General features: G+C 75.1%; 12 protein-coding genes. 7 read left to right on the top strand and 5 right to left on the bottom strand.

Annotation, left to right across the window (positions count from 1 at the left end; all coding sequences use genetic code 11):
• From ACW0Q9_RS22605 to ACW0Q9_RS22595, 3 genes are all read left to right on the top strand, one after another.
• The coding region (locus tag ACW0Q9_RS22605) for an SDR family NAD(P)-dependent oxidoreductase (protein ID WP_456184427.1) at positions 1-2,630 on the top strand (2,630 nt) is incomplete at its 5' end.
• A gap of 5 nt (positions 2,631-2,635) precedes the next feature.
• Positions 2,636-3,070 carry an acyl-CoA thioesterase gene (locus ACW0Q9_RS22600; protein WP_456184425.1) on the top strand — a complete coding sequence of 145 codons (435 nt, stop codon included), beginning with the start codon at positions 2,636-2,638 and terminating at the stop codon, positions 3,068-3,070.
• Entirely contained in the window at positions 3,067-3,726 is a 660-nt protein-coding gene (locus ACW0Q9_RS22595) for an NADPH-dependent F420 reductase (protein ID WP_456184423.1), read from the top strand. Before ACW0Q9_RS22600 ends, ACW0Q9_RS22595 begins: the two co-directional genes overlap by 4 nt.
• Positions 3,727-3,731: 5 nt before the next feature.
• Here ACW0Q9_RS22595 and ACW0Q9_RS22590 read toward each other — a convergent pair whose 3' ends face one another.
• Complete coding sequence (locus ACW0Q9_RS22590; RefSeq protein WP_456184421.1) at positions 3,732-4,406, bottom strand: winged helix-turn-helix transcriptional regulator; 675 nt, start codon at positions 4,404-4,406, stop codon at positions 3,732-3,734.
• Positions 4,407-4,475: 69 nt separating this feature from the next.
• Between ACW0Q9_RS22590 and ACW0Q9_RS22585 the strand changes: the two genes are divergently transcribed.
• Entirely contained in the window at positions 4,476-5,399 is a 924-nt protein-coding gene (locus ACW0Q9_RS22585; RefSeq protein ID WP_456184419.1) for a hypothetical protein, read from the top strand.
• On the opposite strand, the gene ACW0Q9_RS22580 is transcribed toward ACW0Q9_RS22585, so the two are convergent.
• Positions 5,363-7,252, bottom strand: coding sequence for an AfsR/SARP family transcriptional regulator (locus ACW0Q9_RS22580; protein WP_456184418.1), 1,890 nt, complete (start codon positions 7,250-7,252; stop codon positions 5,363-5,365). The genes ACW0Q9_RS22585 and ACW0Q9_RS22580 overlap by 37 nt on opposite strands.
• Before the next feature lie 110 nt (positions 7,253-7,362).
• On the opposite strand from ACW0Q9_RS22580, the gene ACW0Q9_RS22575 reads away from it, so the two are divergent.
• From ACW0Q9_RS22575 to ACW0Q9_RS22565, 3 genes are read left to right on the top strand one after another with little or no spacing between them, the layout of a single operon-like run.
• Positions 7,363-8,724 (top strand): ABC1 kinase family protein, encoded by a 1,362-nt coding sequence (locus ACW0Q9_RS22575; protein WP_456184416.1) that lies wholly within the window; start codon positions 7,363-7,365, stop codon positions 8,722-8,724.
• Positions 8,725-8,742: 18 nt separating this feature from the next.
• Positions 8,743-9,309: a hypothetical protein gene (locus tag ACW0Q9_RS22570; RefSeq protein ID WP_456184414.1), complete on the top strand. Its 567-nt coding sequence runs from the start codon at positions 8,743-8,745 to the stop codon at positions 9,307-9,309.
• Positions 9,306-9,878 (top strand): copper resistance CopC family protein, encoded by a 573-nt coding sequence (locus ACW0Q9_RS22565; RefSeq protein WP_456184412.1) that lies wholly within the window; start codon positions 9,306-9,308, stop codon positions 9,876-9,878. Before ACW0Q9_RS22570 ends, ACW0Q9_RS22565 begins: the two co-directional genes overlap by 4 nt.
• A 32-nt stretch (positions 9,879-9,910) precedes the next feature.
• Here ACW0Q9_RS22565 and ACW0Q9_RS22560 read toward each other — a convergent pair whose 3' ends face one another.
• From ACW0Q9_RS22560 to ACW0Q9_RS22550, 3 genes are all read right to left on the bottom strand, one after another.
• Positions 9,911-11,023: an SRPBCC family protein gene (locus tag ACW0Q9_RS22560; protein WP_107079666.1), complete on the bottom strand. Its 1,113-nt coding sequence runs from the start codon at positions 11,021-11,023 to the stop codon at positions 9,911-9,913.
• Between the two features lie 117 nt (positions 11,024-11,140).
• Positions 11,141-11,773 carry a DUF6073 family protein gene (locus ACW0Q9_RS22555; protein ID WP_456184409.1) on the bottom strand — a complete coding sequence of 211 codons (633 nt, stop codon included), beginning with the start codon at positions 11,771-11,773 and terminating at the stop codon, positions 11,141-11,143.
• 21 nt (positions 11,774-11,794) lie between these two features.
• Complete coding sequence (locus ACW0Q9_RS22550; RefSeq protein ID WP_254340997.1) at positions 11,795-13,120, bottom strand: HEAT repeat domain-containing protein; 1,326 nt, start codon at positions 13,118-13,120, stop codon at positions 11,795-11,797.
• Positions 13,121-13,491: the final 371 nt, after the last annotated feature.

Genomic DNA, 13,491 nt, shown 5'->3' with positions numbered 1-13,491 from the left:
TCGGGGTGTCCCGCCCCCCCCTGGGGCCCCGCCCCGCCACCGCCGCCCCGGCCGCCGAGCCGCCCGGCTGGGAGGTGGTCGGCCCGCTGGCCGGACACCCGCACGCCGAGGCGGTGCGGACCGCGTTCCGGGTCGGCACCGGGGCGGCGGCGGGCCGGCTGCTCGCCCTGCCGCCGGGCCTCGCCGGCATCCCGACGGCCGACGTGGTCGCCGCGCTGCGCGCCGCGGCGGCCGACCGCCGTCCGCTGGTGGTGCTGCACCACGGCGGGGTCGGCGCGGCCGTCGGCCGCAGCCTGGCCGTGGAGACCGGGACGCCGGTGCTGGTGGTGGAGACCCCGCCGGGCCCGGCCGGCGTCCGGCTGGCCGCCGTCGAGGCGTCCCGGCCGTGGTCGGGCTACCAGGAGGTGGTGTACGGCGCGGACGGCGTACGCACCGTGCCGGTGACCCGGCTGCTGGACGGCCAGCCGCGCACCGACCGGCGGATCCCGCTCGGCCCGGGCGAGGTCTGCCTGGTCACCGGGGGCGCGAAGGGGATCGGGGCGGCCTGCGCGGCGGCCCTCGGCGAGGCCACCGGGGCGCGGCTGGTGCTCTTCGGCCGCAGCCCCGCCGACGACCCGGAGGTGGTCGAGGCGGTCCGCCGCACCGGCGCGGTCTACCGGTCGGTGGACCTGGCCGACCCGGCGGCGGTGGCCGCGGCGGTCACCGCCGTCCGCACCGAGCACGGCCCGGTGCGCGGGCTGCTGCACGCGGCCGGGCGCAACGAGCCCGCCCCGGTCGCCGAGCTGACCGCCGAGGAGCTGGACCGCACCCTGGCCCCGAAGGCGTACGGCTTCGAGCACGTGGTGGCCGCGCTGGACCCCGACGAGCTGCGCTTCGCCGTGGCGTTCGGCTCGGTGATCGGCCGGGCCGGGCTCCCCGGCGAGGCCGCGTACGCCACCGCCAACGAGTACCTCTCCCGGCGCTGCGCGGAGCTGGCCGCCGCCGTGCCGCAGGTGCGCTGGCTGAGCATCGAGTGGTCGGTCTGGTCCGGCACCGGGATGGGCGTCCGGCTCGGTGTGCTCGACGGGCTGCTCCGGCGCGGGGTCAGCCCGATCCCGCCGGACGAGGGCATCCGCGTGCTGCGGGAACTGCTCGCCACGCCCGCGCTGCCGCCGGTGGTGCTGGTGGCCGGCCGGCTGCCGGTGAGCGACACCCTGGAGTGGGACGAGTGCGCCGAGGAGCACGGCCGGTTCCTGGAGTCGCGGCTGGTCGGCACGCCCTGCGTGGAGCTGGTGAGCGAGGCCCGGCTGTCGCTCGGCGCCGACCCCTACCTGGACGACCACCGGATCGACGGCGCGGCCGTGCTCCCGGCGGTGCTCGGACTGGAGGCGATGGCGCAGGCCGCCGCCGCGCTCGGCGCCAAGCAGGTGCCCACCGTGATCCGGGACGTGGCGCTGACCCGCCCGGTGACCGTCGGCGACCGGGAGCCCCGACCGGTCCGGGTGGCCGCGCTGACCGGCGCGGACGGCACGGTCCGGGCGGCCGTGCGCAGCGCGGAGACCGGCTTCGCGGTGGACCACCTCACCGGCACGTACGGCGGCGCCGTGACCTCGGGCGAGCCGGTGCCGCCGCCCTCGACCGGGCTGCTGGTGCCCGGCGGCCCGCTCTACGGCCCGGCCTTCTTCCACGGTCCCCGGTTCCGGCGGGTGGCCGGCTACCACGGGCTGAGCGCCTACCGCTGCGTGGCCGAGGTGCACGCCGAGGCGGCGACCTGGTTCGGCGGGTTCCACGACCAGCGGCTGCAACTGGGCGACCCGGGGGTGCGGGACGCCTTCCTGCACCTGCTCCAGGCGTGCGTGCCCGACCGGCGGGTGCTGCCCGTCGGGGTGGACCGGATCGACATCCACGCCCGCCCCGAGGGCACCCTGACCGTCCACGCCCGGCAGGTCGCCGAGTCCGGCGACGAGTTCCGCTTCGACCTCACCGTCATCGACGCGGACGGCTCGCCGGTGGAGCGTTGGACCGGGCTGCGGCTGCGGGCGGTCGGCCCGGTGGACAACAGCGCCTGGCCGGCCGAGCTGGTCGGGCCGCTGGTGGCCCGGCGGCTGCGCCGCTGGCGGCCGGAGCTGCGGGTGGACCTGGCCACGGCGCCGGCCGGGCGGGCCGACCGGGAACGCAGCCGCTCACTGGCCGGCTGGCTGCTCGGGGGCGAGGTACGCGCCGACGCCACCGGCCGGCTCCGGCCCGGCGTACCGGCCACGCCGCTGGGGTGGCGCGGGATCAGCGTCAGCCACCTCGACGGGCACGTGCTGACCGCCACGGCGGACCGGCCGGTCGGGGTGGACTGGGAGGTGGTCACCCCCACCCCACCCTTGCCCGGGCCGGCGGCCCGGGTCGCCGCCGCCCTGGCCCGGCTCACCGGCGAGGACGCGCCCACCGCCGGGACCCGGGTGTGGACGGCGCTGGAGGCGCTGGTGAAGGCCGGCGCGGCGGTCGACGCCCCGCTGGTGCTGCGCGACGAGACCGGACCGGACGGCTGGGTGGCGCTGCACGCCGGCCGGCACGCGGTGTACGGCACGGTCCTGCCGGCGACGCCCGGCCCGGTCGCGGTGAGCCTGGCCGTCGCCGCCGACACCGACGGGGAGGCGTGACCGGGATGCCCGACAGCTACGTCCACCGGCACGTGGTGACCTTCGACGAGACGAACCTGGTGGGCAACGTCTACTTCGCCCACTACCTGCACTGGCAGGGGCACTGCCGGGAGCACTTCCTGGCCGACCACGCGCCCGGCGTGATGGCCGCGCTGGCCGACGGGCTGGCCCTGGTGACCGTGGACTGCCACGCCGACTTCTACGCCGAGGGCAACGCCTTCGACGAGGTCGAGGTGCGGATGATGCTGGACCGGCTGGACGGCCACCGGATCGCGATGTCGTTCGACTACGTCCGGGTGGCGCCCGGTCCGCCGACGCTGCTGGCCCAGGGCCGGCAGACGGTGGCCTGCATGCGCCGGGGCGGGCACGGCCTGGAGCCGGTCGAGGTGCCGGCCGAGCTGCGCCGGGCCCTGAGCCGGTACGCGGTGGTGGCCCGATGATCGTCGGCATCCTGGGCCGGGGCCGGATGGGCCGCGGGCTGGCCGAGGCGGTCCGGCAGGCCGGCCTCAATCCCCTCCTGGTGCCGGGGCGGGCCGACCCGCTGCGGGTGGCCGACCTGCTCGACCGGGCCGCGCTGGTGGTGCTCGCCGTGCCGTTCCCCGCCGCGGTCGAGTTCCTGCGCGGCCCGGCGGGGCGGCGCGGCCGGGGCCGCACCCTGGTCGACCCCACCAACCCGGTGTTCTGCGAGCCACCGCTGGTGCCGCCCGGCCGCTCCGGCGGCGAACTGCTGGCCGAACTCGCCGCCGACCGGGCCGCCGGACCGGATCACCCGGGCGAGGGCTGGCGGGTGGCCAAGGCGTTCAACACGGTGCCCGCCGGGGTGCTGGCCCGGTGCCGGGTCAACGGCCTGCCGGTCTCGCTGCCGGTCGCCGCCGACCATCCGGCGGCGCTGCGGGACGTCTTCGCGCTGGCCCGGGCGCTGGGCTTCGCCCCGCTGGACGCTGGCGGCATCCGGACCGCCCGCCACCTGGAGGCGCTGACCGGGCTGTTGATGGCGGTCAGCGACCGGCAGGGCCTGCGCGGTCAGGTGTCCATCCACATCGGGGTGCCGAGCGGTGACCGGACCGTGCGGGAGCCGGCGTGCCGGGCCGGCTGACCGGGTCAGCCGAGCGGGTTGCCGGCCAGCCCGAGCAGCCGCAGGCAGCGCGACATGGCGGCCGGGGGCCCGGAGACCTGCACCGAGCCGGCGAGCACCGCCTCCAGCGGGTCCAGCCGCCGCACCCCGAGCTGGAAGAACGTTTTCGCGTCGGTCTTCACGTGCAGGGTCGGCTCCGGCGCGGCGGTGGGGTGCAGGACGGCCCGCCCGCCCTCCACCACGACGTGGAACTGCTCGCCGTCGACGTCGAACCCGTAGACCTCGTCGACGCCGGGCGCGCGGGTGTCGTCGAGCATGGCGTCGGTGGCCAGGATCGCCCAGGCCGGCCGGGTCACCGAGGCGGCCGGCGGCGGCTGGTGGGCGGCGTAGGTCAGGCCGAAGCGGGCCAGGCTCAGCACCGGCTCCCGCATCCGCTCACCCAGCTCGGTCAGCGCGTAGCCCGCGGTCCGCCGCTGCGGATCGAGCGACCGGACCAGCCCGGCCTCGACGAGGAAGCCGAGCCGGTCGGCCAGCAGGTTGGTGCCGATTCCTTGCAAAGCATCGAGGAGTTCGCCGTAGCGACGGGGCCGGATCAGCAGCTCCCGGACGATCAGCAGCGTCCAGCGTTCGCCGAGAACGTCCAGCGCATAGGCCAGTCCGCACTGTTGGTCGTAGGTGCGTCGGTCCTTCAGCAGCCCCATCGCTCGCTCCCTTTCGGGCATCCCATCCCTTCACTATTCCATGGTTCCGGCCACGGAGAGGACCGCCAGATGACCGCCCTCGCCAGCTCCACTCGTACCGAATTCCCCGCCACCCGGCGCCGGCCCGTCGCCGCCGTCGCCGGCCTGCTCGGCGGGCTGCTGCTCGCCGTGCTCTGGTCCTTCGAGTTCGTCGACCACGTGATCGGCGACAACGTCGCCAACTCGATGCTCGGCACGGACGCCAAGCAGAGCGCCATCGCCGGTTCCGCGGCAGGCGTGGTGTTCGCCTTCGTCTCCGGGTTCGCCGGCACGTTCACCGCCTGCAACATCGCCGTGTTCGGCGCGCTGCCCGACGTCGCCGAGTGCTCGGCCGGGCCGCGCCGCGGCCGGCTCGCCGCCGCGCTGGCCCCGCTCGGCTGGCTGGCCCTCGGGCTGGTGTCGGTGGCGGCGGTGTACGGCTTCGTGGCCGTCCTCGTCGGCGATCGGCTGCCGCAGCTCTCCACCGGGACGGTGGGCGACGGCCTTCCGGTCCGGCTGGTCCAGGCGTCCGTGGTGTTCGGCGTGATCGGGCTGGCCTTCGCCTGGCTCGGGCTGGCCGCGCTGGGCCTGCTCCCCGACCCGTTCGCGGGCCGGCCGGTGGCCCGGCTGGTGACGCTGGGCGCGCTTGTCGGCGGCTTCCTGGTGGGCCGGCCGTACCCGCTGTTCCACAAGCTGCTGGAGCAGGCGGTGGAGAGCCACAACCCGTTCTACGGCGCGCTGGTGCTGGTGCTCCAGTCGCTCGGCAACGTGCTGATCATGGCGGTGCTGGCCCTGGTGCTCGTGCTCGGCACCCGCGGCGCCTTCCAGCGGTGGCTGTCCCGCCCCGGCCGGGCCGCCCTGCTGGTCGGGGTCAGCCTCGTGGCGCTCGGCGCGTTCCTGGTCTTCTACTGGGACGTCCGGCTGCCGGCCATGTTCGGCTACGGCTGGTTCCCGACCATGCCGTGGAACGCCTGATGGTCCCCGGTTTCGGGGCCCGGCGCGGCGGCCGCCGCCAGCGCCACCGTGCGGAGCAGCCGGAAGCGCGGGCCGTCCGGCCCGGGCCGGGGGTCCAAAAGGGACTCGTCGGCCAGCCGGTCGAGCACCGCACGGAGCTGGTCCGGCGGCACCAGGTCGGCGCAGCGGGCGGCCGCCTCGTCGCGCGAGAAGCACCGGTCGCCGCCGCCCAGCCGGGCCAGGCAGGCCCGGTCGACCGGGGACAGCACGGCCAGGCTGCGGTGCAGCGCGGCGCGCAGCGAGCGGTGGTGCTGCGGATGGCCCCGCCGCTGCGGCCGCAGCTCGTCCAGCGGGTCGTCGACCCGGCGCAGCACCCCGTCGAGGCTGTCGGTGTAGAGGCAGGCGGCGGCGAGCTCGATGGCCAGCGGCAGGCCGTCCAGCCCGCGGCAGATCCGTGCCACGGTCACGGCGTCCGCCGGGGAGAGGCGGAAGCCGGGCCGGACCAGCCCGGCCCGGTGGACGAAGAGGCGGACGGCCGGGTGGTCGGGCAGCGTCTCCGGGTCGTCGGTCCCGGGCAGCGGCAGGGGCGCCAGCCGGAACACCGCCTCGTGGGTGAGCCCGAGCCGGCGGCGGGAGGTGACCAGCATGGCCGTACGCGGGCAGCAGTGCAGCGCGTGCTCCACCATCTCGCCGGCCCGGGCGCCGAGGTGCTCGACGTCGTTGAGCACCAGCAGCATCCGCTGGTCGCCGACGGCACGCAGCGGGTCGGCGTTCGGCCCCGGCAGCTCCAGCGTCTCGGCCAGCAGGCGCAGCACCTCGCCGCAGTCCCGGGCCTCGGCGGCGTCGACCGTGGCCACCCCGTCGGGGAACGCGGCGGCGACCCGCTCGGCGACCGCCAGCCCGGTGGCCGACTTGCCGCAGCCGGCCGGCCCGACGATGGTGACGTGCCGGTGCGCGACCAGCAGCGTGGCGCAGCGGGCGACGTCGTCCTCCCGGCCGATCAGCGGACCGATCGCCGGGCCGGGGCCGCGCCAGCCGGGCCGCCGGTCGGGTTCCGCCCCGGCCGGGGCGGGCGGCGGTTCCGGACCCGGCTCCGGCTCGTCCCCGGCGTGCAGCAGGGCGGCGTACATCCGGCGCAGCTCCGGGCCGGGCTCGACCCCGAGTTCGGCGCGGAGCCGGGCCCGGACGCTCAGGTAGTGGTGCACGGCGGCGGCCCGCTGCCCGCTGCGGGTGAGCGCCTCCAGGTAGCGGGCCTGCACCGCCTCCTGGAGCGGCTCGACGGCCGCGAGCTGCTCGGCCACCGGCAGCACCACCGACGCCTGCCCGAGGGTCAGCCCCACCGCGACGTGGCGCAGGCCGGCGTCGACCCAGTCGGTGCGCAGCGCGGTGAGGTGCCGGGGACTGGCCAGCAGGCCGCCGAGGTCGGCCAGGGTCGGGTCCTGCCAGAGCCCGAGCGCCGCGTCGAGCAGCTCGAAGGCCTCGTACGGGTCGCCGGCGGCCTGCCGGCCGCGGGCCCGGCCGAGGAGCTGCTGGAAGTGCGACGCGTCGACGCGTTCCGGCGGCACGTCGAGCCGGTAGCCGCCGGGCACCGAGGCGATGACGTTGGTCCGGGCGCGCGGCGCGGTGTCCGGCTCCAGCACCTGGCGCAGCCGGGCCACGTACGTCCGGACGAGATGGTCGCCGCTGGCCGGGGCGTCCTCACCCCAGACCGCCTCGGTGAGCGCGCCGAGCGGCACCGGCTGCCCGGGATGCAGGGCGAGATAGCCGAGGACGGCGCGCTGCCGGGACGGCCCCAGCGGGATCTCGGCGGTGTCGCGGAACGCGGCGACCGGGCCCAGAACCCTTATCCGGACAGTGTTCACGGCAGCGCCCATCGTCGCCTCCCCCCATCAAGAGGCTATGGGATCTATAGAACCCTGTCCATGACACTGCGCCACCTTCGGATCACCCAACGCACACCCCGTCCCCTCGCAAGGAGGCGTTGATGCTCCCGGAGAACCCCCTTCCCGGCGACCGTCCCGCCGGACTGTCCCGCACCATCCCCCGCCAGTCCCGGCTCGCCATGGCCACCCGCGGCGCCTTCGTCGTGGCGAGCAGCGCCGCGTACCTGGTGCCGGCGGCGGCCGGCGCGGCGGTGCTGCGACCCCTGCGCGGCCGCACCGCGGCGGCCCGCTTCTTCTACCGCCGGCTGGTCCGGCACCTGCAACGGCTCGGCCCGGCGCCGGTCAAGTTCGGCCAGATCATGGGCACCCGGCGGGACCTGCTGCCGCCCCTGCTCTGCGACGAGCTGGGCCGGCTGCATGACCGGGTCCGGCCGATGTCCGACCGGCAGGTGCGCCGCGCGCTGCGCGAGGCGTACGGCCCGGACGTCGGCCGGCACTTCGCCGAGGTCGAGCGGACGGCGCGGGCCAGCGGCAGCATCGCCGGCGTCTACCGGGCCGTGCGGCCGGACGGCCGGGAGGTGGCACTGAAGCTGCAACGCCCGGGCATCCGCCGCCGGATGGCGCTCGACCTGGCCCTCATCCACGGCGCGGCGGCGCTGGCGGAGAAGCTGCCCCCGGGCCGCGGGGTGCCGCTGGCCGAGCTGACCGGCTTCGTCTGCGCGGCCGTGCTCGGGCAGCTCGACTTCGCGGGGGAACGGGCCAACCTGGCCGAGCTGCGGCGCAACTTCGCCGGGTCGGACAACGTCTGGATCCCGGCGACGCTGCCCGACCTGTGCCGGCCGAACTGCCTGGCCATGGAGTTCATCCCGGACCTGGTGGCCCGCCCGGTCGCCGAGATCGACCCGGCCCGCCGGCCCCGGCTGGCCGCCCGCACGGTGAGCGCCGTCTACCAGATGCTCTTCCTGGACGGCTTCGTCCACTGTGACCTGCACCCGGGAAACGTCTACTTCAAGGGGCCCCGGGTGGTCGTGCTGGACGCCGGGTTCAGCATCCGGCTCAACCCGACCGTACGCCGGCAGTTCGCCGACTTCTTCCTCGGCCTGGCCCTCGGGCGCGGCCGGCAGTGCGGCGAGGTGGTGGTGGACAGCGCCGTCCGGGTGGCGCCGGACGCGGACGTCGAGGGCTTCATCGGCCGGGTGGCGGAGCTGGTCAAGCGGAACACCGGGGTGCCGGCCAAGGAGTTCCAGCTCACCCGCTTCGGCACCGAACTGTTCACCCTGCAACGGGACTTCGGCCTGTACGCCGCGTCCGAGTTCGTCTTTCCACTGCTGTCCCTGCTGGTGATCGAGGGGACCGTCCGCGACCTCGACCCCGACATCGACTTCCAGGCCGCGGCCCGCCCGATGCTGCTGCGCGCCGCCGCCGAGACCGCCCACCTCGCCCCGCACCGCCGAGCCGGCTGACCCCTCCAGGAGGACACCGTGACCGATCGACCGCACACCGACCGCAACGGTCTGCTGGCCGGCCTGAACGGCCGTCACCACCGGACCGCCGTGCTGCTGTTCATGCTGGTGGTGCTCGGGCACTGGGCCGAGCACATCGCCCAGGCCGTGCAGATCTGGGGGCTCGGCTGGCCGGTGCCGAAGGCCCGCGGCGTGCTGGGCCTGCCGTTCCCGTGGCTGATCCGCTCGGAGTGGCTGCACTACGGCTACGCGCTGGTCATGCTCGTCGGCCTCTGGGCGCTGCGGCCCGGCTTCACCGGCAAGGCCCGCACCTGGTGGACGGTGGCACTGGCCATCCAGTTCTGGCACCACGTCGAGCACCTGCTGCTGCTGATCCAGGCCCAGACCGGCGCGCACCTGGCCGGCCGGCCGGCGCCGACCAGCGTGCTCCAGTTCTGGTTCCCCCGCGTCGAGCTGCACCTGTTCTACAACGCGGTGGTCTTCCTGCCGATGGTGGTGGCCATGTACCACTACCTCCGGGACTCCGGCCGGCGCTCCACCACGGCGGCGCCGGACCGGGTCGCCTCGCACCGGGTGTCGGCATGACCCCGGCGGATCCCCGCCGGGGCGCGGCGCTGCGCCGCGTCCCGGCGGCGCTGGTGCTGCTGATCGGCGCGGTGGTGCTGCTCCGACCGCTCTTCCGGGCGCCGGAGGATCCGGTGGTGGCGGCCACGCCGGCCCGCGGGGCGGTGCTCGCCACCGCCCCGTCCACCGTGGAGCTGGACTTCGGCAGCCGCCCCCGGCGGGGCGACGCGCACGTCACGGTCACCGCCGCCGCCGGGCAGCGGGTCGACCGGGACACGACCACGGTCCAGGGCAAGGGGGTACGCGAGACGCTGCCCCCGCTCGGCGAGGGCTGGTACGTGGTGGCGTACCACGTCACCCTCGCCGACGGCTCCGAGCCCAGCGGCGCGTACGCCTTCGCGGTCGGCCGCCCGGCGGGCCCGCCGCCCCGGGTGGACGCCGGGGCGGCGGCACCGGCGGCGGCCGAGGGGCACGCCGGGCACACCGGGCCACCCGATCCGCTGACCCTGGTGGCGCTGGGCGCCAACACCGTGGTGCTGGTGGTGCTGGGCGCCCGGCTGGTCTGGTGGCGACGCCGCCGGCGGTCCTGATGGCTGCCCACCGCCGGCGCCGCCACCGTGGCCTACCGGCTCCAGCCGTGCGGCCCGGCGTCGACCCGCTGGCCGTTCCCGGTGCCGTTGAGGTCGGCCGGGATGTCCAGGTCCCGGCCGGGCGGCGCCGCCGGGAACGAGTCCCCGAACGCCCGCTGGCAGAGCAGCGCGGCCCGGCCGAACGCGCCCACCCAGTAGCCGGTGAGGATCTTGCGTTCGTCCAGCGGCGGGGCGATCGTGCTCAGCGCCTCCCAGTTGGAGTGGAAGACCTGGATGATGCTGCCGCCCAGCCCGGCCGGCTCGATCCAGAGGTGCCCCTCCAGCTCACCCGGCCAGCCCGGCCGCCGGAGGTTGAACTCCAGCCGCGGCAGGTACGAGGGGAACTGCTGGTACGCCTCGACGTGCCGGGTGACCTTCATGGTGGCCACCCCGCTGGCGTCGCCGAGGATCAGGCCCACCTCGCTGCCGGCGTCCAGGCTGCCGCTGGTGCGGCTGAGCCAGAACTGGGTGGCCGGGGTCGAGGTGAGCAGCCCCCAGACCTCGAAGGTGGTGCCGGGCAGCTCGGTCTGCACGTAGGGGCCCATCCGGCGCCACGGCCAGCGCCACGGCACGCCGGTGCGGATGAAGTCGGCGAGCTGGTCGAGGATGCCGGGCCAGCCCATGCCGTTCCAGGACCGCCAGTCCGACGGCGGGTTGAACGCCTCCTCGACGACGGTGACCTGGGTGCCGTGCGGGGTCGCGGTGAGCTGCCAGGTCACCTCGGTGGCCGGGCCCACCCCCACCCAGCGCCAGAGGTACGACAGCCGGCCCTCGCCGCCGGAGGCCGGCTCCCGCACGTCGCGGATCCGGCAGAAGAAGAACTCCCCGTCCTCGAAGTCGAGGATCGCCTCGCCGTCGGCGGTGGCCCACCCGCCCCGGCAGACCGCGAGCCACTGCGCGACCTGCTCCGGATCGGTGAGCGCCGACCAGACCCGGTCGGCGGGCGCGGGGATGTGGACCTGGCTGACCAGCCGCTCCCAGCGGTCCTGGGCCAGCGGATAGCCGCCGTTGCGGTGCAGCAGCGGGAAGTCATCGGGCTCGACCCCGGTGAAACCCGGTCGGGGCTCCAGCCGGGGAGCGGGTGCGCTCCGGTCGTCCACGGGCATGCCAACCTCCGACTGTCGTCGCTCCTTCGGTCTGCCACGCCCCGGCCCTGGTGGTGGGCGGGGCGGTCGTGCCGGTGCGGGAGACCGGCCGGAGCCGGCCTCCCGCACCGCGGGGAATCACATCTGGTCGGGCTGCAGGTAGCCGCCCATGTTGAACCGGAGGCTGGTCAGGTACGCGACCGGCTGGCCGTCCGGGTCGTTGACGTCGAGCAGCGGCATCATCCGGTAGATCTGCCCCTTGCCCGGGGCGCCCGCCGGCGGGATGCTGCGCACGTCGTCGATGGTCAGGATGATCGGCTCGCGGTTCATCAGCTTCAGCCCGAGCTTCGGCATGTCGAAGATCGCGCCGACCGCCATCCGGCAGGCCTTGGCCGAGGGCCCCTCACCCGCGTACGGGTCGAACGGGGTGCGGATCTGGCCGGCCGAGAGGCAGTCCGGGTTCAGCGTGACGGTGATCTTGCCGAGCTCCTCGCACTCACCGACCATCTTCATCTCGATGAGGTTGGTGTAGACCTCGGCGTCGGCCCACTCGCCCGAGGTGGACGGCGACCGGACCACCCGCACCCAGCCGTCGAAGGCGACGGTGTACTCGCCCACGCCCGGCACGGCGAAGGTGTCGATCGAGTTGATGCCGAGGTTGTCGATGCCCGGCTCCGGCGGGGTCCACGGGACGACCGGGGCGCCGGCGTAGACGTTCGGCACGCCCTCGGTCTGGACCGGGCGACCGAAAAGAACGCTCTTGGTGCTCATCTCTGGTGTCCTCTTCCTTCGTTACGGCAGCAGGGTGGTGTGGTCGCAGCAGGTCAGGCCGGGCTGGTCCGCCACGCCGTCCTGGTTCATGTCGATCTCGCCGTCGACGGTCGAGTAGACGTCGCGGGAGTTCATGTCGATGACCCCGTCGCCGTCCCAGTCGTTCAGCTTCCCCTTGAAGGTGCCGAGGATGAACGCGTTGGTCATGTGGCCGATCTCCGGGTCGTGCAGGGTGGAGAGCACGCCGTTGCCCGGCTGGAGGATCTCCTCCATCGAGCGGCCGGCGATCCGGGCCAGGTTGATGTAGCCCCAGCCCTGGAAGCGGCCACGGACGTAGCGGATGGCCGCCTCGTCGTGGATCTGGAACTTCGGGTCGAGGTGCCAGGTGCCGTACCGGGCGAAGCCGATGTTGGCCTGGCGGGTGCCCTCGCTCGGGTCGTCGGCGTGGCCGGACTTGAAGAACGTCCGGGGCACCAGCGACTCGAAGAAGAAGTTCCCCCGGTCCCGGCGGGTGCGGTCGGTGAACCCGCGGAACAGGTAGTTGTCGCAGTGCGGCGAGCCGTCGGCGTGCAGCCCGTCGATGGTCTTGGCGATGACGAGCTGCCGCTCGCGGGTCGCCACGTTCGGGCAGGCGTGCGCCTGGCCGTAGATCCGGGCCAGGCCCTGCGGGGCCAGCGAGATCTTGCCCCAGTGCTGGTTGGAGTCGTCCAGCCGCACGTACAGGTCGCAGTGGATCAGCAGGTAGATGGTCTCGTCGAAGGTGCGGCCGGGGGTGAACCTGCCGGCCCGGCCGTCGAACGCCGGGTCACCCGTCTGCAGCTCGCTGCGGAACAGGTGCGACCACTCGGCGATCTCCGGGTCCGCGTCCTTGGCGAACTTGCTGAGGCTGGCCACGGCGTGCGCCCCGCCCAGCTTCTCGATGGCCCACAGCGCGTCCCAGCGGACCTCGCGGTTGGGGTCGTGCAGCACGGCCTGGCCGAGCAGCTCGATCGCGTCCGGCAGGTCGCGGTCGGCGTACTCGAACAGGGCCTGCTCGCGCATGGCCGCGTCGGGGTGGTTCAGCGCGGCGTCGCGCAGTTCCTGGTTGGTGCGGTTGTCCAGCCGGACCGCGACCTTGTTGAGCGCGTATCCGAAGTCGCTCGCCCAGGCCGCCGGGTCACCGGCGACGAAGCGCGGGTCCATCGCCGGCAGCGTGGTCCGGTAGGAGAAGTTGAGCGCGTCGCGCTGGTCCGCGGTGAGGGCGTCCAGGTTGACCGGTGCCGCCTCGGCCGGGACCGCCTCCTCCCACGCACCCTGGGCGCCCTCCGCGAGAGCACCCGGCGACTTGTTGCAGAGATCGATTGCCATTGCTGCCTCCTTCGGCGCTTTCTGGCCTGTGCCCCGACGCTAGGACCTCCGCGACTTCTATAGTTCTTTCAAGTTGCTCAGCCTCGCGATTGCCTCAAGACCACAATCGATATATCTTTATGAAGTTGCTGAGTGGAAGGTGCCCCATGTCACCTGAGCCCCTCTCGCGCCCCTCCCGGATCGCCCTGCGGGCCCTGCGCCCCGCGCCGGCGCCCGTCCGGCCCACCCCCCGCGCGGCCCGCTGGCGCCTGCGGCGGGCCCTCGCACGGCCTTCTGGTGCCCCCGGCGCCGTTCCCCGTGGCAATCTTCTGAGGCTCTTCTCTCCTCGCCTCGTGGCCCTCCGGGGGCGGGGCGGATTGTAGGTGACCCTG

This window comes from Micromonospora sp. I033 (assembly GCF_053890995.1).
The sequence above is the reverse complement of the archived record's forward strand: the minus strand, read 5'-3'. Positions and strand labels throughout refer to the sequence as shown.